The sequence below is a fragment of the Luteibacter yeojuensis genome (assembly GCF_011742875.1).
Classification (GTDB): domain Bacteria; phylum Pseudomonadota; class Gammaproteobacteria; order Xanthomonadales; family Rhodanobacteraceae; genus Luteibacter; species Luteibacter yeojuensis.
Map to the genome: position 1 here is coordinate 2,943,485 of NZ_JAAQTL010000001.1, position 21,564 is coordinate 2,965,048.

A 21,564-nucleotide genomic window follows, 5' to 3' on the forward strand; every position below is an offset into this window, starting at 1 on the left:
CGTTTCCCAATCTCTCATTCGCTACGCAATACGCGCCAGGGCTCCACCGCCCCGGCACGGCGCGCGGGTACGACGGCCGCCGCCACCACGGCCACGCCCATCAGGCATGCGGCGATGACGGTCACGCCGATGCCGATTCCCCCAGGCCACTCCGCTTCCTTGCAAAGCCACCGTTGCAGCAGGTACGTCGCCGGGGATCCCAGGCCGGTACCCATCAGGGCGACGTAAAGCGCCTGCCGGAGCACGCGCTTCCGCTGGTTCGCCGGGCTGGCACCGAACGCACTGCGCAGGGCGATGAGGTCCCGGCCTGCGGCGACGTCCGCCGCCTGCGCCGAGTATTGCCCTATGACGGCCAGGCTCACGGCGAACAGCGACAGGGTGGCGAAGAGGATGGCGTTGCGACTCGCCATGGCGACCGGCGCGCGGGCGATCCGGCGAAGCGGGACCGGCGCGGACACGACCAGCGAGGGGTCGATCCGCTCGACGATACGTGGCAGGTCGTCCTGTGCGACCGCGGCGGCGGCCGGTCCGCGAATCACCGCGTAGATCGGTGCCAGCTCGCGGACCAGCGCGAAGTGTCGGGCATCCGCTTGCGCGAACGGGACGAAGACCGCGGGTCTCGCCACGCCGCTTCCGTCGCGCAAGGTGTCTTCCACGACGCCGACGATGCGAGCCGATGGTCCCGCGTCGCCCGCCGGGCGCACGACATCGCCCACGCCGTCGCTGGCGAAGCGATGCAGGTAAGCCTCGTTCACGATGGCGACCCGGCCGGCGCGCCTGTCGTCGTCCGCGCCGAACCAGCGGCCGGCGAGTTTGCGCAACCCCATGGCGGGGTTCCCGCCAGGTGTGACAAGCGCGTATTCCAGGAACTCGCTGCTGCCGTCGGCATGCAAGAACGGCATCCTGAACGCCTGTCCCGTGGGCAGCTGGGTGGACCATCCCACGCTGTCCACGCCAGCCAGGAGCGTCACGCCCACCCGGACGCTTTCGGCCAGGCGGAGCACGTCGCTTGCCCCTGGATAGTCGCGTGCCGGTGGATGCATCTCCACCACGACGGCATTCGCGCTGTCGAAGCCGGGTGGCGTGCGCGCGAGCCGGCATGCGCGCGACACCGCCGCCACGCAAAGCGAGAGGAGCACGGTCGCAACGGCCACCTCTGCCAGCAACAGGTAGGTACGGGCACGGCGGACCGTTCGTCCCACGCCGGCCGATCCGCGCATGGCGGACTGCTCGCGCCGAAGGAGGGGCTTGCTGATGCTTGTCGCGCCGCTCGCCGTGGCGAGCAGCGCCGCGGCCTGCGCCGCGAGCACGACCACGAGGAAGACGCGCCAGCCTGGTGTCGGCGGGAGCCCCGAGACCGACCAGGCTGGCGGAAGGAAGTCGACGAAACGCCCGGCCAGGAGCGTGCCCAGGGGCAGGCCGGCGACGCAGGCGATGGCGCCGACGACCGCGGCCTCGGTCAGCGCCGGGACCCACGTGCGCGTACCGGTCGCACCGAGCACCATCCTCAGCGCCGTTTCGTCGATGCGCTCGAACATGCGGACGGACATCAGGTGGGACACGTTCACGCCGGCCACCACGAGGACGAGCAAGGCGCAGGCGGCGAACAGCCAGAGGCTGTCATGCGCGCCCCTGGCCACGAGGGCGTCGGCGCGTGTGGCCCCATACCAGTGCAGGTCTTCGCCGCGCAGGCCCAGTCCGGCGGCATCGCGCCGCGCCGCGCGGACGACATCGGCCGAGAAAGCCGCCTCGTCTCCTGACGTCGTGAGAAGTCCCACGGCCGTCATGTTCTCCGCGGTATCCGCTGCCATCGTCGCGGGATCGAACAGGATCAGCAAATCGATATCGGAGAAGAACCGATAGTCGGCGGGAAGCACGCCAAGCACGGTCATCGGTTGCCCGTCGACGACGAGCGTGCTTCCCACCGCCGCCGTCTTCGCGTGGAACCAGCGGCGCCACAAGGCGTGCGATATGAACAGGCCCTCGCCCGACGCCGCCGTTGGCACGGCCTCGCGAGGGACGATGCCGAGGGTCGGAAGGAACCCCGCGTCGATACGTTGGGCGTGCAACATTTCCCGGTGCGCGCCGCCGACCGCGTTCACGGTTTCAGGCATGCGCGCGATCCCATGCGAGACCACCGACGGCGGCAGGCCTACCGCCGCGTACAGACGCGGCGATATGGCGCGCATGGCATCCCCCTCCGTGCGTCCCCCGTAGACGACGACGCGCTCGTGGTTCGGCCACGGGGGAGATTGCAGCACGATGGAATCCAGCAACGTGAACGTGCCGACCATGGCCGCGACACCGAGTGACAGCGTCGCCGATCCCAGCAGCAGGAATCCCGGCCGGCGCACGAGCGCCCGCCCGGTGCGCAGGATGTCGGCGACATGGTTCACGGCAACGAGTCGCCGAAGATGTGTTCGTCGAGGCCCGACTCGACCTCGCTGCGCCGTTGCTGGAACGTGCTTTCGTCGACGATGCGCCCATCCAGCAGGCGGATGGTGCGCTCGGCCATCGCGCCGAATCGCTCGTCGTGGGTCACCATGCAGATCGTGCGGCCTTCCGCATGCAGGCGGCTCAGGAGTGCCATGACCAGCTCGCCGTTGCCGACATCCAGGTTGCCCGTGGGTTCGTCGGCCAGCACGATGGCGGGGTCGTTCACGATCGCCCGCGCGACGGCCACTCGCTGCTTCTGTCCGCCGGACAGCTGCGACGGGTAGTGACGCATGCGATGGGTCATGCCCACGCACTCCAGCACTTCGCGAGTGCGCCGGCCGCGCTCGTGCCGTGGCATGTTTCCACGATACGACAAAGGCAGCGCGACGTTCTCCGCCACACTGAGATCGTCGATCAGATTGAACGCCTGGAACACGAACCCGACATGGCGGTTGCGCAGCACCGAACGCTCCGCCCGGCCCAGGTTGCGCACCGTCTGGCCCGCGAAGCGCAGCTCGCCGCTGGTAGGGAGATCGAGCAGTCCCATCAGCGACAGCAGGGTGGTCTTGCCGCAGCCGGACGGGCCGGCAACCGAAACGAATTCGCCCTGCCGAACATCCAGATGAATGTCGGTGAGTACGTGGCATTCGATCGGGCCGGCGGGAAAGGCCTTGCCGACGCCACGCATTTCGATGATCGGTGGCCTTGGACAAACCTGCATTACGGCAACTCCATGCAAGTGAGTCGAGCCTAGCGCAGCGGGACGTCCTGTCGTCGCGTGCGATGCCTTCACAAAGAGAAAACTTCCGGATGTTGCCGGAAAGGCATAACGATAGTCCCTGTGTGCATAGCAGTTGCCGGATGCGAGCCGGGAGGCCCGTCCTCCACCGGCGGCTTCCCAACGCTCCCGACGCGCTCCGTTCAGGTGTGTGAAGGTATTGGGCCCCAACGACGTAATCGTTTACACGTAACATCATTTACGTCCACACTCACCCGCCGGATGCCGGTATCCTTGCCGGCCTGATGTGTCACCCCGCCATCGCCTCGTCCCAAGGCCCGCCCCATGAATCGTGATTCCCGCATCGAAGACCTGATCGCCCGAATGACCCTCGAGGAGAAGGTCGGCCAGCTGGGCGTGTTCGCCGATGCCGTGCGTCCGTTCGCGCCCGATATCAATCCGGAGGTCAATGCGCGCGGGGCGGCCGACGTCCTGGAGCAAGTGCGCGCGGGCCGCGTGGGCGCGCTGTTCAACGGCGTGGGCGCGGCCGAGGGCCGCGAAGCCCAGCGCGTCGCCGTCGAGGAGAGCCGGCTGGGCATCCCGTTGCTTTTCGGTGCGGACGTGATCCACGGCATGCGCACCGTCTTTCCCATTCCGTTGGCCGAGGCGTCCTCGTTCGAGCCTGACCTCGCCGAACGCACGGCGCGGGCCACGGCGGTCGAGGCTACCGCCGCGGGTATCCAATGGACGTTCGCGCCGGCGGTGGACATCGCGCGCGACCAGCGCTGGGGCCGTGTCGCCGAAGGCGCGGGCGAGGACGTCGTGCTGGGTTCGGCCTTCGCCGCGGCGCGCGTGCGTGGCTTCCAGGGCGTCGACCTCAAGGCCGACGACGCGCTGCTTGCCACGCCGAAGCATTTCGCCGCCTATGGCGCGGTCGCGGCAGGCATGGAGTACAACACCGTGGACATCGCTCCGCAGACCCTGCGCGACGTGCACCTCCCCCCCTTCAAGGCCGCGGTCGACGCGGGAGCGCTCGCCTTCATGAGCGCCTTCAACGACATCAACGGCGTGCCCGCATCGGCGAATCGCGAACTGATGACCGACATCCTGCGTGGCGAATGGGGTTTCCGCGGCCTCGTGGTGTCCGACTACACGGCCGACATGGAACTGATCGCGCATGGCTTCGCGGAAGACGAGCGCGACGCCACGCGGCTCGCTTTCCTCGCCGGCGTGGACATGAGCATGCAGAGCGGCTTCTACGCCGCGCACCTGCCGGCACTCGTCGAGTCCGGCGCGGTACCGATGGACGTGCTCGACGAGAGCGTGCGCCGCGTGCTCTCCGTGAAGGACGCCATCGGTCTCTTCGACAACCCTTACCGCTCGCTCGATCCCGCCGTGGAAGCGGACCGCTCGCGCGATGCCGCCCACGCCGCGCTGGCCCGCGACGCAGCGCGCCGTTCGATCGTGATGCTGAGGAACGACGGCGTGCTGCCGCTGCGCAAGTCCGGCCAGAAGATCGCGCTGATCGGCCCCTTCGGTCCCGACACGGAACACCTCGAAGGTTGCTGGACGTTGTTCGGCGACAAGCGCCGCCATGAAAACATCGAACGAGGCCTGCGCGCGACGCTGGCCGACGACACCTTGCTCGAGGTGGTCGCGGGCTCGGACATCGAGGACGCCATCGAGGGCGGCATCGACAACGCCGTCGCCGCGGCAAGACGCGCGGACGTCGTCGTGCTCGCCATCGGCGAACCGCAGAATTACTCCGGCGAAGCGCAATCGCGCACGCAGATCGTCGTGCCCCACGCGCAGCAGGCCCTCGCCGAAGCGGTGGCGGCGACGGGCAAGCCCGTCGTCGTGTTGCTGAAGAACGGTCGCGCACTGGCGCTGACAGGCGCCGTGCGCGAAGCGAACGCGATCCTCGTCACGTGGTTCCTCGGCAGCCAGACCGGACCGGCCGTCGCCGACGTGCTGTTCGGCGACTACAACCCGTCGGCGCGCCTGCCCGTGAGCTTCCCGCAGGACGCGGGCCAGCAGCCGTACTTCTACAATCACCCGCGCACCGGACGCCCCGAACTCGCCGACCAGCCGCCGGCCTTCAAGTCGCGTTACCGGGAGGTGACGTTCGAGGCGTTGTACGCCTTCGGGCACGGCCTGAGTTACACGCGTTTCGCCTACGATGCGCCGCGCGTGAAGGCCAGCGTGGAATGGGACGAGATCATCGTCGTTTCGGCCACCGTCACCAACGCCGGTGCGGTCGCGGGCGAGGAGGTCGTGCAGTTGTATGTCCACGATCGCGTCGCCAGCCGTGTGCGGCCGGTACGCGAGCTGAAAGCGTTCCGGAAGATCCTGCTTGCGCCTGGCGCTTCGGAAGAGGTGTCTTTCGAACTGACGCGCATGGATCTTGCGTTCACCCACGCCGACGGTACGACCTTCGCCGCCGAGCCCGGCATCTTCGACGTATGGGTGGCGGGTTCGTCGGTCGAAGGGACTCCGGCACGTTTTCGCCTGCTCGCAGCCGGGTAAGTCGTTTCGGCTACGCGCCCTCCCGAGCTGGACGGGCGAACCCCGGGCCCACGCCTACGCGGACGTTCTCCGTGTCCCGCTGCCGTCGATCGTCGTGCCACGGATAGCGTGGTGGCTCCCGTCAACGGAGCCACACATGCGACGCCACCGCCTTCGATCGTGGGTCCCGCCCGTTCTGGCATTCGCCATGCTCGCCGGTGCGGAGCCGAGCGCCGGCTCTCCGGATGCACGCCTGACGAACTCCGTCGCCGCGGTGCCGCCGCTCGCATGGGGAGCCTGCCCCGAGGCCTGGATCGGCTCGTCCGCGAACCGTCTCGGCTCCCGGCTGCAATGCGCCGCCATGGCGATGCCGCTCGACCACCTCGCTCCGGACGGGCGCCTGATCGAAGTCGGTGTCCTGCGCGTCAGCGCCGCCATACCGGCACAGCGGGAGGGCGCCATCTTCCTGAATGGCGGCGGCCCGGGCCTGCATCCCGGTGCGCTCCTGCACTCGCTGGCAGCCGCCTGGACATCCATGCGTCCCCACGATCCGGACGAAGCGGACAAGCGGGGTCTCGCCGAGCGCTATGACCTCGTCGCGGTGATACCGCGCGGCCAGGTTGGAGCCGGCCCGATCCACTGCAGGACCGGGCTGGCCCCTCGATTCCAGTACCTTCCCACGCATACCGACGACACCAACTGGAACCTCGTCCTCGCAGAGGCCAGGGACATCGCGCAGGCCTGTTCCGCGCCAGGGCACGCGCGTTACGTCTCGACCGAGCAACATGCGCACGACATGGACGCGATCCGTCATGCCATCGGCGACGACCGCGTCCACTTCTATGGCATCTCTTACGGAAGCATGGTGGGAGCACGGTACGCATCGCTCTATCCGGAGCACCTCGACCGGATGATTCTCGATTCGCCCCTGGATTTCACGCGCGATTATCGGGCGGCTACCGTCGCCACGCTCGAAGCACGGCAGAAGCGGTACGTGGAGACTGTCGTCGCCCCGCTGCTCGACGACCCGGCCCGTTATGGCCTGGGGAGCGACTCCGGAGCGGTTTCCACGTCGATCGCGCAGCTTCCCGGCGACATCCGGGAAGCCATGGCGGGATACGTCGAGTCGCCCGTGCAACTCGCGGCGGCGCTGCACGCCGCTTCCTGGATGCGGCAGGACCCTGTCCCGACATTCGACCGCTTCCGCCAGATCATCCAGTCGGCGCCTCTCGCTGTCGAAGCGGCGACCGCCATCAGGGTGCGCATGGAAGCGGCGCGTATCGCACGGGCCCTGTACGTTGGATGGAGCACGGAACCGCATTTTTCGCTGGGAGCGGAAGCTGCGTCGATACGAACGATCGTTCCGTGCAACGACGTGAACTGGACGCGCAGCGACCAGGAGATCAGACAGGCCGCGCAACAGTATGCGGCGCGGTATTTCAACATCGATGGGACCGAAACCCTCGACGAGCTTGTCTGCTCGCGTTGGGGAGGATCCGCGGTCCGCACGCTCGACCTCGTCGCGATGGAGGGCGCACGGCGCTTCCTCCTCATCCAGTCGGAAAAGGACAGCACCACGCCCCTGAATGCCACCACCCGCATCCTCGACCGTTTCAACCAGGCCCGCATGTTGCTCGTACGCGACAGCGACCTGCACGGCGTGTTCAATTACACGCGGTCGCCCTGTATCGAGCGCACGGCCGCGCACTATCTGCTGACCGGCGCCTTGCCCGAGTCCGGATCGCGCGTCCTCGCCTGCGACGGCACCCTGGGCAATCCCCTGCACGCCATTCCCGGCGAGCCTCACCCGCCCTTTACGGCACCGGTGCCGGTGCCGGTGCTGGTCGACGGGTCATCCACGGCAGCCCACGACGAGCTGCGCCGTTGAATCAGAACATGACCTGCGCACGCACTTCGAAGATGTGCGGATCGATGCGCAGGTCGCGGCGATCGCTGGTCGCGCGCACGTAGTTGGCCTGCAACTTCAGGTATTTCGTGAGGTACCAGTTGGCCCCGAACGTCCAGTCGTGCTCGGTACCGCCGAGCGTCGGGCCATCGTCGAGATCCAGCGTGCTGTAACGGAGCACGAATTCGAGCGCGCCCCAAGGGCCCTTCGGCGCGACATCGCCCACGTTGCCCGCCTTGTAGCTACGCGATTCGCCGGTCATGACCCAACTGCCGAATGCATACCAGCCGTGGGCGTTGTAATCCGGCTTGTCCTTCAACGTCACATCCGCCGACAAGTACTCGCCCTGCAACGACCACGGGCCACGGATCCAGAGACCCTCCAGGCCGAAACGGTCGACATGGTCGGCCACCGTGAGCACACCGGAATCGATAAGGCGCTGCTTGGCGAGGCCCGCCTCGGGCAAGGCCCTCAGGCGCGCGCTCGGTGGCATGTAGCGACCGCGTCCGTCATAGCTTCCTTCGGGCGTTTCATGCGAGTAAGAACCGCCGAGGTGGAGCACGTCCCCCGGGACGTTCATCGGGGTCCATGCGGCGCGCGCGGCCACCATGCGACCGTCCAGGTCGCCCTGGAGGTTACCGCCCTTATAAACGCCGACTTGCACCAGGTAGGCCTTACGCGCCAGCGCCCAATCCACACCCAGGCGGCGGCTCGCGTAGATGGCCTGCATCGGCAGCGAGGTCTCCATGAAGGACGTGCTGCCCGTACTGGTATTGCCTTCGAAACCGACCGGCGTTTTCATGAAGCCAACGCGGAACGCGCCGACATCGCTGCCGAGCAGCGCCTTACCCTGCACCCGGAAGAAGACGTCGAGCCAGGTTTTCGTCTGGAAGTCGAACACGACCGTGCCGTCGTACACGCCCTTCTTGCGAACGAAGAACCCGAACTCCTTGCGGCGATTGGTCTGCGCGTCCTCGTACGTACCCTCGTCGTGCGAGAAGCGGTCGAGGTCGTACTGGTATTTCAGCGACAACCCGATGTCGGTGCCGTCGGCGAACACGTAGTGGGTCGGCCACTGGGTCCGCCAGTCGTAGGTGTTGGACGACGCACCGGCCGACGCCAAAGCGGGTGCGATCAGCGCGAGCGCGCCGAGGATGATCTTCTTCAAGGTGGGAGCCCCTTCTCAAGCCAGCCGGCGGCACCGGCTGCGATGTGAACATGACTATACAGCGTGCTTGAGAATCCGCTCAATGCTGCGCCTAAATCATCGGCAGGTTCTACCAGGGCTTTAATGAAGGCTTTTCCTGTTGGTCACCGAGCCTCCCGATTCCTCCTACAGGCGCTGTCGCGCCATACCGATACGGCCGGCGAACCGGTCCACCTAGCATCGTGTGCCTTTCCGCGGCAGGACCCAAGGCCATGCCCACGTTGCACCCATTTGCCGTCGCGTCGTGGATGCTTGGCATCCTCGTTGCATCGGCCCCGTCCGGCGCAACCGTCGCGCATGCGGCACCGGTTCCCGAACCGCCAATCGCGTGGGGGCCCTGCGCCGAGCCCTGGGTCGGCGCCACGAGCGACACACTCGGCGAGCGCCTGGAGTGCGGCAGCATGAGAGCGCCGCTGGATCACGTGGCCCCGGACGGCCGTACGATGGACGTCGGCGTCATTCGCGTGCGCGCCCGCAACACGGCGCGGCGCGAAGGCGTCATCTTCTTCAACCCGGGCGGACCGGGCCTCCATCCGGGCAGCGTGCTGCGATCGATCGCCAGTGGCTGGACCGGCGAGGCGGCGGGCGCCGGCATGGCGAGCAAACGGCAACTCTCCGAGCGCTTCGATTTCGTCACCGTCATTCCGCGAGGGCTTACCGGCAGCAGCGCGGTCAATTGCGTCACAGGCCTTCCGCCTCGGCACGCCTACCTTCCCACCCACCTCGACGACGCCAACTGGGGCCGGGTGCTCGTCGAAGCGACGACCGCCGCCGCGGCGTGTGCAGCGCTGGAGTACACGCCCTACATCAACACCGAGCAGCACGTGCACGACATGGACATGCTTCGCCGCGCGCTCGGCGACGAGCGTATCCACATCTATGGCATTTCATACGGCGGCATGATCGCGGCCTGGTACGCTTCCATCTATCCGGAGAACACCGGACGGATACTGCTCGACTCGACCATCGACTTCACCCACGACTATCGCACGGCGATCCGGCTGTCGATGATCGCGCGCAACGATGCTTTCGTGTGCGGCGTGTTGAACCCGTTGATCGCCCATGCCTCGCGCTACGGTCTCGATCCGGACCCCGATGTCATCAAGGCGGCGCTCGCCTCGCTTCCCTCGCGGATACGGGAAATATGGCGCTGGGACGATTCCGAACTACAGCTTGCCGTCGCACTGCACGTCGGCGCCCTATGGCACAACGCACGCCCCACCACATACGCGGCCATGGCGGCGCTGATCCAGCGGACGGCCATGACCCAGGACGCCGCGCTCGCCGGCCGCATGCGCCGTGAGGCGCTGCAACTTGCCACGGCCCTGTACGCGCCGTCGCCCAGTCTGCCCCTTGACGACATGGATGCCGAGGAAGAGTCCGTGCGCCTGATCGTGGTCTGCAACGACATTCCCCAGACCCGTAGCGACGCGGAAATCAGGGCGACCGCCCGCAGCCATGCCTCCCGCTACTGGACTTACAGCGGCAGCGAAACCGTGGAAGAACTGATCTGCTCGCGGTGGTCGGGGGGCGGCGCGAGGCAGCCGGTGCTGGCCACCATGGCCCAGGCGGCGCCGTTCCTGCTGCTGCAATCGGCCGACGATGTCGTGACGCCACCCGGCGGAGCGGCCCACATCCTGGAGGATTTCACCAATGCCCACCTGCTCCTGGTTCGTCACTCCAGCACGCATGGCCTGTTCAATTTCACGCTCTCTCCCTGCATCGAGAAGACCGCCGCCGACTACCTGCTGACCGGCACGATACCGGCTTCCGGCGCTCGTTCCCTGGCCTGTATCGGCACGCACGGGAGCGCGCTGTACGCCATTCCGGGCGATCCTTCCCTGTCGACCGAAGCCCCTGTCCCCATCGGGCGGCCGGCACGACACCATGACGAACTGTGATGTGAGGCCGCGGCCGGCGCCCACGACGCCGACTTGAAAAAAAGGGGGCGCCGGAGCGCCCCTTTTCCTCACCCGCGATCCTGGTCAGATCGCGTAGTACATCTGGAACTCGAGCGGGTGCGTGCTGGCGCGGTAACGCGTCACTTCCTGCATCTTCAGCGCGATGTAGCCGTCGATGAAGTCGTCGGTGAACACACCGCCCGCCTTGAGGAACTCGCGGTCCTTGTCCAGGGCCACCAGTGCCTCGTCGAGGCTGGCGCAGACCTGCGGGATGTTCTTCTCTTCTTCCGGCGGCAGGTCGTAGAGATCCTTGTCCGCCGGCGCGCCCGGGTCGATCTTGTTTAGGATGCCGTCCAGGCCGGCCATCATCAGCACGGTGAAGGTGAGGTAGCCCGACTGCATCGGATCCGGGAAACGGATTTCGATACGGCGGCCCTTCGGGCTGGACACGTACGGGATGCGGCAGGACGCCGAGCGGTTGCGCGCCGAGTAGGCGAGCATCACCGGCGCCTCGAAGCCCGGCACCAGGCGCTTGTAGCTGTTGGTGGTGGAGTTGGCGAAGGCGTTGATGGCCTTGGCGTGCTTGAAGATGCCGCCGATGTACCACAGCGCCGTCTGCGACAGGCCGCCGTACAGGTCGCCCGCGAACAGGTTTTCGCCGTTCTTCGACAGCGACTGGTGCACGTGCATGCCCGAACCGTTGTCGCCGACGATCGGCTTCGGCATGAAGGTCACCGTCTTGCCCGCCTGGTGGGCGACATTCTTGATGACGTACTTCATCGTCATCAGTTCGTCGGCCTTCTTCACCAGCGTGTTGAAGCGGGTCCCGATCTCGCACTGGCCGGCATTGGCCACTTCGTGGTGATGCACTTCCACCACCTGGCCCAGCGATTCCAGCACCTTGCACATGTCGGCGCGCAGGTCGCCCAGGCTGTCCACGGGGCTGACCGGGAAATAGCCGCCCTTCACGCCCGGACGATGGCCGGTATTGGTGCCGTCGTACTTGTAGCGCGACGACCAGGCCGCTTCTTCCGAGCCGATTTCATAGAACACGCGGCCCATGTCGTTCTGCCAGCGCACGGAATCGAAGATGAAGAATTCGGGTTCCGGACCGAAGAATGCGGTGTCGGCGATGCCGGTGGACTTCAGGTACGCCTCGGCACGCTTCGCGATCGAACGCGGGTCGCGGCCATAGGCCTGCATGGTGCTCGGCTCGAGCACGTCGCAGTGCAGGATCAGCTGCTTGTGCGCGCTGAACGGATCGAGGTGCGCGGTTTCCGGATCCGGCATGAGGACCATGTCGGACTCGTTGATGCCCTTCCAGCCCGCGATCGACGAACCGTCGAACATCTTGCCGTCTTCGAAGGTGCTCTCGTCGATGGCGTGCGCGGGGAACGTCACGTGATGGTGCTTGCCGAGGATATCGGCGAAACGCAGGTCGACGAACTCGATTTCCTCGTCCTGGATCAGGTTCAGCACTTTGGAAGCGGCGGACATACAAACCTCGAATGGAGTGGTCAGGTGCGGTTGGCGACGGCCATCCTGGGCCAGGCGGGGGCATGATAGACCGACGGTCCCCATTTCGCGCGAAAGCACCATCATGGTGCAAATATCGGCCACCAGGCGTCGTGGGCGTAACGGGGATTACGCTGGCAGGATCGGCCCCTGGCCTCCTTGGGACCCGTCCATGCGCTCGATCTTGCTAGCCACCGCCCTTGCGGCCTCGCCCTGGCTCGCGAATGCAGCACAGCGCACCTACGCCAACCCCCTCGACATCGACTACCGCTACAACTTCGAGCAGATGAACGAGGGAATCTCCTATCGCACGGGTGCCGATCCGGCGATCGTGCGCTATGGCGACGCGTATTACCTGTTCCAGACACTGGCCGACGGGTACTGGACATCGAAGGATCTCGTGCGCTGGGACTTCGTGGAGCCGGACCGCTGGCCATTCGTCGGCGTGGTGGCGCCGGCGACGCTGGTCGCGGGAGGCAGGCTGTTCCTCATGCCGTCGGCCTTCGGTCCACGGCCGCTGATGGTCTCGACCGATCCAGCCCATGGGCACTGGACGTTCTGGACACGGCAGCTCCCCCAGGTCCCCGGCGCCACGCAGTACGACGAAAGCCACAAGATGGCGGAAGGCGACGCGCCGCCGCCCGGACCCTGGGATCCCGGTCTATTCCAGGACGATGACGGCAAGGTCTACCTCTATTGGGACTCGTCCGACACGTACCCGCTCTACGGCGCGCAGATGGATTTCAAGCTCGACTCGCGCGAGGGCGGGGAGAAACGGCTGGCCTTCGTCACGCAGCCGAAGGCGTTGCTCCACCTCGATCCGGCCAACCACGGCTGGGAACGTTTCGGTCCGGACCATACGATGGGCGACAAGCCGTCGTATATCGAAGGCTCGTGGATGAACAAGCACGGCGGCCGCTACTACTTCCAGTACGCCGCGCCCGGTACGGAATACAACGTCTACGCCACGGGCGTCTACGTCGGCAAGGGACCGCTCGGTCCGTTCGAGTACGCGCCGTACAACCCGGTGGGCTACAAGCCCGGAGGATTCGTCACCGGCGCCGGGCACGGCTCGACCTTCCAGGACGTCCACGGCAATGCATGGAATACCGGCACGGCGTGGCTGGGCGTGAACTGGACATTCGAGCGCCGCATCGACATGTTCCCGGCGGGGTGGCACGACGACGGCCAGATGTGGGTCGACACGCGTTTCGGCGATTTCCCGCATCGCATGCCCGATCGCAAGCTGCGCGAAGGCGAGGACACCTTCACGGGATGGATGCTGTTGTCGTATCGCAAGCCGGTCGTCGCTTCGTCGACGATGCCCGGCCATCCGGCCTCGACGCTGACCGACGAGGATCCGCGGACGTTCTGGGTCGCGCAGGCGAACGAGTCCGGCCAGACCCTCACGCTCGACCTCGGCGGCACGCCCACGGTACGTGCCGTGCAGGTCGATTACGCCGATTACGCATCCGGCCGGTATGCCGATGCGCCCGACCTCGTGACGCGATTCGTGCTGCAAGGCTCGGCGGACGGCAAGCAATGGACGACGCTGGCCGATCTCTCGGAGGAAACGCGGGACCGTCCCAACGCTTACATCGAGCTGGAGCGGCCACGGAAGCTGCGCTTCATCCGCTATGTACACAGGCACGTGGGCGCAAAGCAGCTTGCGATTTCTGACCTGCGGGTGTTCGGCAACGCGGACGGCCAACCGCCGGCCGCGCCGCGGGGCCTTCAAGCCAGGCGCGGCACGGACGAGCGAGAGGCCACGATATCGTGGAAGCCGGTACCCGGCGCGGTCGGCTACAACGTGCGCTGGGGGCTGGCCGCCGATCGTCTGCATTCGACGTACCAGCGTTTTGCGGACCAGCCCACTTCGTTTACCCTGCGTAGCCTCAACAAGGGCGTTCGCTACGTCGTAGCCGTGGAGGCATTCGACGAGCGAGGTGTCTCACCGCTGTCACAGGTCGTACAGATCGTTCCGTAACGATGGGCGACCCCCGAATCCCCATCGGATCCCACGCATGACGAACAAGCACGACGACGACGATACCCTCGACGCAGGCCGGCGCCGCCTGCTGGGCGGCATGGCCACCACCGGTGCGCTTCTGGCGCTGGGCGGGCTCTCCGAGGCCGCGAACGCCAAGGGCGTCGCGCCCGCCGCACCGGGCGCCAAGGCGCTGGACGCACTGCTCGAAAAACACATCGGCCATGTGGTCGTCATCTATGCGGAGAATCGCAGCTTCAACAACCTCTTTGCCGAATACCCGGGCCTCCAGCAACCGCTGAGCGCGGTGCCGAAAGAGCGTTACCTCCAGCGCGACCGCGACGGCAAGCCGCTCGACACGCTGCCGCCGATCTGGGGCGGGATGGTGCCCCACGAGCAGGTGGTGGACCACAAGACCTACAAGATCGGCGAGAAGGACATCGTCGGCCTGCCCAACGCGCCCTGGGCGCTGCATACCGGCGACGGCACGCCGTTTCCGCACGGCGTGGTCACGCGCGACCTCGTCCACGCGTTCTACAACAACCAGCTGCAGATCAACGGCGGCAAGAACGACGGCTTCGTGGCCTGGGGCGACAACGGCGCCCTCACCATGGGCTATTACGCCAGCGCGCCGGTACACCTGCGCCTGTGGCGCCTCGCCGAACAATTCACGCTGTGCGACAACTTCTTCATGGGTGCCTTCGGCGGTTCGTTCCTGAACCACCAGTACCTCGTGGCCGCGCAGCCACCGTTTTATCCGGATGCGGACAAGAGCCCGGCACAGTTCAACATCGCGGTGACCGAAAGCGGCAAGCCGGACGACCATCGCCTGAAGATGGCGGAGGACTCGCCGAAGAGCGCGATGGACGGCAAGCCGAAGTTCGCGCACCACAGCACGCTCACGCCGGATTTCTGGGCGGTGAACACCATCGGGCCGCCCTACTCGCCAGGCTTCAACGTCGATCGCAAGAATCCGCTCCTGGCGGATGCGACCAGCGCGAACACCTTGCCGCCGCAATCGCACAAACACATCGGCGACATGCTTTCGGCGAAGAACGTCGACTGGGCGTGGTATGGCGGCGGCTTCCAGGCCGCGCTCGACGGCAAGGGCGACGGCAACGACGGCAGCTTCCCGCAGACGCCGAACTTCCAGCCGCACCACCAGCCGCTCAACTATTTCGTTTCGCTCGCACCCGGAACCGACGCACGCAAGCGCCATGTGCGCGATGGAGGCGTCGGCGAGACGGCAGCCACCAACCATTTCCTCGCCGATGTCGCGGCCGGCAAGCTACCTCCCGTGTCGTTCTACAAGCCGCAGGGCGACCTGAACATGCACGCCGGGTATTCCGATGTGGAAGCGGGCGACAGGCATATCGCCAATGTCGTGCACGCGCTGCGGAAGAGTCCGCAGTGGAAGGACATGCTCGTGATCGTCACCTTCGACGAGAACGGCGGCTGGTGGGATCACGTGGCGCCGCCGAAGGGCGACCGCTGGGGGCCGGGCACACGTATTCCGGCGCTGGTGATTTCGCCTTATGCGAAGAAGGGCCACGTGGAGCACACGATCTACGACACGGGTTCCATCGCGCGCTTCCTCACGCGCCGGTTCAAGCTGGAGAAGCTGCCGGGTCTGAAGATGCGGGAGGAAGCGATGGTGGCCGCCGGCGGTCCCGCACCAGGTGACCTTACCGAAACGCTGAACTTCGCTGCGGGATAAATCCGTTGTAGGAGCCGCTATAGCGGCGAGGGCAATCTTGCGGATTCGTCGCAAGGTTTTCCTCGCCGCTATAGCGGCTCCTACAGGGTCGCCCCTCAGGGATCGAATTTCTTCTCCACCCCGAGCAGGATCGACTGGTTGTCCGTGCTCGTGTTGTCCAGGTAGTTCTGGTACTCCACGCGCAGCAGCCAGCCTTTCAGCGTCTGCAAGGCCAGCCCGGCGCCCAGCATCGTGTGGGTGCGCGATTGCCGGGTCAGCGTCGCGCGGTACAGCGGGCCGTTCAGCAGATCCGCGTAACGCATCGTCGCCTGGCTGGAACCCTGCATGTCGTGCCCGAACTCCGCACGCAGTTGCGGTGCCCATACGCCGTAATCGCGCTTGGCGGACCACTGCGCGAGCACGCCCAGCGTGGCGGTGCTGGTCTTGACGGTCTGTCCCCGATAGTCGAGCGAGTAGATCGCGTCGCCTTTCTCCGTGTAGCCGTCGAGCGAGGCCCGCGCGATGTCCAGTCGGCCATATGGGGTCAGTCGCATGTCGTCGGTCTGGTGCTGGTAGCCGACCGAGAGCGAAGCGAACACCTGCTTGCCGTCGCGATCGCCGTGCACCGTGTTGCCGTTGTCGGTGACGTAGCGGCGCGCGTCGAACTGCAGCCACTGGTAGCCGACGACCGCATCGACATACGTCGTGCGCGTGGGCTGGTAGCTGCCATAGAGGGCGACGTTGTAACTGTCCACCGAGCTGCGGCTGCCATGCTGGCCGATGTCGGACTTGTCGTGGCCATAGCCGACGCCCATGCCGAGCGTGAACTGGCTGGTCACCTGCTTGTCCGCGCCGAAGCTGAGCCCCGAGGTGGTGAAGTCGATACCGTTGTCGCTCGTGCCGGTCTGCATCTTGCCGAAGTTCACCGCCCCGCCGGTCCAGAAGGCGATGTCGCCCCGTGCGCCGCCGGTACCCGTCGACGGGCTTGCCGCCGGTGCCGGCGCCGCGTCGGGTGCCACCAGGTAACGGTCATTGCGCTCGTCCATGCTATCGCGCATGCCCGCCATGGTGCCGGAGCGGCGCATGCCGCTGGCCGACGCCATGGTGATGCCGTTGCTGAAGCCGCCGACACTGCCGCCGCCGTGCAGGCTTTCCAGGCGTCGCTGGAAGTTCCCGATCTGCCCGGTGGCCATGCGCCGCGTGGCATCCACCTGCGCATCGAGCACGCCGAGCACTTCGGCATTCTTCGACGGATCGCTGCGCGGGGTCACGCTGACCGAGACCGTGCCCGGGTCGGACGTGGCGAAGGCGTTGGTCAGCGTATAGCTGACCTGCGCCATGCCGCCGAACGTCGGCGCCGCGGTGAACGACATCGTGTAGCCGCCCTCGGCCACGGCGGTCACCGTGGCCGTACCGGCATCGGCCGGAGAGATCGACAGCACCTTCGCCGCCATGAACGGTCCGCCGTGCGCCGTCGCGGTCAGGTCGACCTGCACGGTGGTGCCTGCGATGGCCGAGGCGGCGAGGTTCGGTGCCACCGGCCGCGCGTTGACGGTCACCGTCACGTGCGCGGGCTGCGACAGGCCGAACGCGTTGCTCAGGGTGAAGTCGAACTCGACCTTGCCCGAAGCGTTCGCGTCGGCGGTGTAGATGATATCCGTGCCCTGCACCACCGCCGTGCCCGACGCCGGCTTGCCGACCAGCGCGACGGCCGTGATCGGTCCATTGACCGCCCCGGCCGCCGCATGGATCGTGACCGGTTTGCCGGCCAGCACGGTAGCGGCCTGTGCCTTCGCCACCGGCACCGCGCCGGCGGCGACCGTGATCGTCACCGTCGCCGGCGCGGACGTGCCACCCGGGCCGCTCGCGGTGTACTTCAGCGTGTCGGTGCCGAAGTAGTCGTGCGCCGGGGTGTAGACGATGTTCAGGCCGTTGACGGTGGCGCTGCCATGCGCCGGTTGCTGGGTGATGGCGAGACTGGTGATCGGGCCGCTGTCGCCGTTCGTGACCGGAATGCTCACCGAGCCGTTCGCCGCCACGTTCGACGTATCGTTCACCGTCACCGGGGCCGGCTGGCCGACCACCAGCGTGTAGTTCTGCACGGCCTGGAAGCCATGCTGGTCGGTCGCCGTCGCGGTGAAGGCGAAACTGCCAGCCTCGGTCGGCGTGCCGGACAGCGTGCCGGCAGGCGACAGGGCCATGCCATTCGGAAGCGCGCCGGTGGCGGCGTACGTGTACGGCGCGACGCCTCCCGCGGTGGACAGGGTCTGCGAATACGCCTTGCCCACCGTGCCGTCCGGTACCGTCGGCGGGGTGATCGTCACGCTCGGCCCGTCGATCGTCAGCTGGAAGCTTTGCGTGGCGGTCTGCGTCGCCGCATCGGTGACACGCACCGGAATGGTGAAGTTACCCGCCACCAGCGGCGTGCCGGTCACCGCACCCGACGACGGGTTCAGGCTGAGCCCGTTCGGCAGGCCGCCGCTCGGCAGGTCGAAGATATACGGCGCCGCACCGCCGGCCGCGGTGATGGTGAACGAATACGCCGTCTCGGCCGTCGCTGTCGGCATGGCCGGGCCGACCGAGAAGGCGACCGCACCACCGGGCACGGCGACGGCGAATTGCCGCGTCACCGTCGAGGCGGGCAGGAAGGCGGTATCGCCCGACTGGTCCGCATTGATCGAGCACTGCCCCGGCGCCAGCAAGGTCAGCAGGCCCGTCGTGCTGACGGTACAGATCGACGTCGTGGTCGAACTGAAGGACACCGGCAGGCCTGAGTCCGACGTGGCCGTCAGCTGCGGCTGCGTGCCGAACTGCTGTGTACCCGGGTTGCCGAACGTAATCGTCTGCCGGCCCTGAGGCGTCACGCTGTTGGAGCTGCCGGACACCGCGCCGGGGCCCGTGCTGTTGATCGCCTGCACGGTGAAGGTATATGCGGTGCCGTTGGTCAGGCCGCTCACGGTGATCGGGCTGTTCGGGCCGGAACCGGTGAAGCCGCCCGGACTGGACGTCGCGACGTAGCTGCTCACGTTGGCACCGCCGTCGTTCGCCGGCGCGGTGAACGACACGGTCGCCTCCCCACTGGCTGACGTCGTGGCTGTGCCGATGACCGGCGCGCCGGGAGCGATCGCCGCCACCTGGAACGACTGCGTGACCGGCGCGGCGGGCAGGTACGCGGTGTCGCCTGTCTGGTGGGCCGTGACATCGCAGGTACCCGACGCGCTGAAAGTCAGGGTCCCGCCGGACGTGATCGAGCAGACGCCGGTCGAGGTGAACGTCACCGGCAGCGTCGATGTGGCCGACGCGGTCACTGTCGGCGAGGTTCCGAACGCCTGTGTACCCGGGTTGTTGAAGGTGATCGTCTGCGTCCCCTGCGGGGTGATCGCATTCGAAGGATCCGATGCCGGACCCGGGCCCGCCACATTCCTCGCGACGACGGTGAAGGTGTATGCCGTGCCATTGGTCAACCCCGTCACCACGATGGGGCTGCCGTTACCGGTCGCCGTCTTCAAGCCTGGGCTGGACGTCACGGTGTAATCGCCGATCGTCGCGCCGCCGGTGTCCGTCGGCGCGACGAAGGTCACCGTCGCCTGCCCATCACCCGCCGTTGCCGTGGCGCCCGTGGGCTTGCCCGGTGCGATGGCGCTCACGTGCACCGTGTAATTGCCGGTACCGGGGAACGCCTGGGCGTCGGTCGCCTGCACGGTGAAACCGAAATCGCCTGCCGTCGTCGGTGTACCGGACAGCGTACCGTCCGGCGCCAGGTTCATGCCGGTCGGGACGGTACCGGCCGTCGTCGCGAAGGTATAAGGAGCGGTGCCGCCGGACGCCGACAGCGACTGGCTGTACGACGTGCCCACGGTCGCATTGGGCAGGCTCGCCGGCGCCAGCGCGATCGTCGGCGGAGCGATCGTCAACGTGTACGCCTGCGAGTTGTGGTACGGCGCCGCGGGGCCGGTCGTCGAGTCGTTCGCCCTGATGCTGATCGGGAAGGAACCCGCCTGGGTCGGTGTGCCGCTCAGCACGCCCGCGGTGGACAGCGTCAGGCCGTTGGGCAGCGTGCCGGAATCCACCGTATAGGTGTACGCCGCCGTGCCCCCCGACGCGGTGATCGTCTGGCTGTACGGTGTGTTGACGGTTCCGTCGGTCAGCGCGGCCGGCGCGATCGCGATGGCCGGCGCGTCGGCGATCACGGTGACGTTGGCCGGTGCCGAGGTGAAGGGACCCGTGCCGGTCGAGCTGTCGGTGGCCCGGACCTGGATCGTGAAAGAGCCGGCCGCGGTCGGGATGCCGCTGATGACGCCATTGGCGGCGAGCGACAATCCCGCCGGAAGGCTTCCTGCGCTCTTCGCATAGGAATACGGTGCGGCACCACCGCTCGCGCCGGCGATGGATTGGCTGTACGCCATGCCGGCCTGCGCATGGGGCGGGCTGGATGGCGTATAGACGATGGTCGGCGGCGACACCGTGACGGTCACTGTGGCGGGGCTCGACGAGCCCGCCGCATTGGACGCGGTGTAGGTGAAGGAGTCCGGCCCGGCATAGCCCGTCGTGGGCGTATAACTGATCGTCGTGCCGACAGCCGTGGCCGTGCCATGCGCGGCTTGCGTGCCCACCGCCACGCTGGTCGCCGCCGGCCCGCTGAGGTTCAGCGTGATCGGGTTGTTGGTGCTGCCATAGGCGACCGTCGCCGAAGCCGGGCCCGCGGTCGGCGGCTGGTTGGTCACGTCCATCATCAGCGTGGTGATGCTGGTGTAGGGACCCGGCGATGCGCTGCTGTCCCTGCCCTCGATCTGGAAGCTGTACGAACCCAGCGCGGTCGGCGTCCCGCTGATGACGCCGTTGTTCAGCGCGAGCCCCGGCGGAAGCGAGCTTCCCGAGTGCACGGCGTAGGTGTACGGCGAGGTGCCGCCGGAAGCGGACAGCGCATGGCTGTACGGCACGTTGATGACGGCCGACGGCGGCTGGTCGACGACGATGGTCGGATTGCCGACCGTGAGCGAATAGCTCTTGGGCGTCGAGGCACCCGTGTTGTCCGTCACGGTAACGCCGAAATTGAACGTGCCTGCCTGGTTCGGCGTACCGCTGAGGGTGTCGCCGCTGAAGCTCAGGCCGCCGGGCAGCGTGCCGGAATCCAGGACGAACGTGTAGGGGGCCGTGCCGCCCGTGGCGCTCAGCGTCTGGCTGTAGAACACACCGAACGTCGCCGGCGAAGGCAACGATGACGGCGACACCACGATGGTCGACGCCGCCCCGACGGCCACCGTGACGTGGATGTCGTTGCCGAGGTCGTCCTGGAAGGTGAAGGTATCCGTGGCGCTGTCGCCATGGCCGTCGTTGACGTAAGTCACCTTGGCCAGCAACGTGTCGACCGAGAACGAACCGTGCGGCGTGGCGCCGCCCCCATCGTTCAAACCGCTCGGATTGCAGAAGCTGGCATCGATGACAAGCGTGCCACCCGACGCCATCGGCGACGTCGACGGCGACGTGTGTGCATTGGGCACCGAGAAGTCCGAGTCGACGCAGACGGCTTGCGCCACACCGGGAACCAGCAGGCACAGGCCCAACGAAAACACCCAGGTGCGGGGTGAACGGACGAGCGCGAGGAAACGCGCGGCGGCGCGCGACACGAACGGACGGTCGTACATATCCCTGATCCCCCAAAGCTTGGGCCCTGCCGGTCCACACAGCCGCGA

At 67.1% G+C, this 21,564-nt stretch carries 10 protein-coding genes; 5 read left to right on the forward strand and 5 right to left on the reverse strand.

The genetic code is table 11. From position 1 onward, the window contains the following. Positions 1-14: 14 nt before the first annotated feature. Positions 15-2,396: an ABC transporter permease gene (locus HBF32_RS13370; RefSeq protein WP_166700089.1), complete on the reverse strand. Its 2,382-nt coding sequence runs from the start codon at positions 2,394-2,396 to the stop codon at positions 15-17. After that, positions 2,393-3,157: an ABC transporter ATP-binding protein gene (locus tag HBF32_RS13375; RefSeq protein WP_166700090.1), complete on the reverse strand. Its 765-nt coding sequence runs from the start codon at positions 3,155-3,157 to the stop codon at positions 2,393-2,395. The genes HBF32_RS13370 and HBF32_RS13375 overlap by 4 nt, the downstream gene beginning before the upstream one ends. Before the next feature lie 342 nt (positions 3,158-3,499). On the opposite strand from HBF32_RS13375, the gene HBF32_RS13380 reads away from it, so the two are divergent. Together HBF32_RS13380 and HBF32_RS13385 are read left to right on the forward strand one after the other, a co-directional pair. Next, complete coding sequence (locus HBF32_RS13380) at positions 3,500-5,680, forward strand: glycoside hydrolase family 3 N-terminal domain-containing protein (RefSeq protein ID WP_166700091.1); 2,181 nt, start codon at positions 3,500-3,502, stop codon at positions 5,678-5,680. A gap of 136 nt (positions 5,681-5,816) precedes the next feature. Then, entirely contained in the window at positions 5,817-7,547 is a 1,731-nt protein-coding gene (locus HBF32_RS13385; protein ID WP_166700092.1) for an alpha/beta fold hydrolase, read from the forward strand. A gap of 1 nt (position 7,548) precedes the next feature. Here the strand turns inward: HBF32_RS13385 and HBF32_RS13390 are convergent, their stop codons facing one another. Further along, on the reverse strand, positions 7,549-8,733 hold the full coding sequence (locus HBF32_RS13390) for an OprO/OprP family phosphate-selective porin (RefSeq protein WP_166700093.1): 1,185 nt from the start codon (positions 8,731-8,733) through the stop codon (positions 7,549-7,551). 251 nt (positions 8,734-8,984) lie between these two features. Here HBF32_RS13390 and HBF32_RS13395 point away from each other — a divergent pair, with 251 nt between their 5' ends. After that, positions 8,985-10,673, forward strand: coding sequence for an alpha/beta fold hydrolase (locus HBF32_RS13395; protein ID WP_166700094.1), 1,689 nt, complete (start codon positions 8,985-8,987; stop codon positions 10,671-10,673). A gap of 84 nt (positions 10,674-10,757) precedes the next feature. Here the strand turns inward: HBF32_RS13395 and glnA are convergent, their stop codons facing one another. Beyond that, entirely contained in the window at positions 10,758-12,170 is a 1,413-nt protein-coding gene (gene glnA / locus HBF32_RS13400; protein ID WP_166700095.1) for a type I glutamate--ammonia ligase, read from the reverse strand. Positions 12,171-12,360: 190 nt separating this feature from the next. On the opposite strand from glnA, the gene HBF32_RS13405 reads away from it, so the two are divergent. Next, on the forward strand, positions 12,361-14,175 hold the full coding sequence (locus HBF32_RS13405; protein WP_166700096.1) for a family 43 glycosylhydrolase: 1,815 nt from the start codon (positions 12,361-12,363) through the stop codon (positions 14,173-14,175). Positions 14,176-14,212: 37 nt separating this feature from the next. Beyond that, positions 14,213-15,892: an acid phosphatase gene (gene acpA, locus HBF32_RS13410; RefSeq protein WP_166700097.1), complete on the forward strand. Its 1,680-nt coding sequence runs from the start codon at positions 14,213-14,215 to the stop codon at positions 15,890-15,892. Positions 15,893-15,987: 95 nt separating this feature from the next. On the opposite strand, the gene HBF32_RS13415 is transcribed toward acpA, so the two are convergent. Beyond that, the gene (locus HBF32_RS13415; protein ID WP_166700098.1) at positions 15,988-21,516 is read right to left on the reverse strand and encodes a putative Ig domain-containing protein; all 5,529 of its coding nucleotides are present in this window, start codon (positions 21,514-21,516) and stop codon (positions 15,988-15,990) included. Positions 21,517-21,564 lie beyond the last annotated feature (48 nt).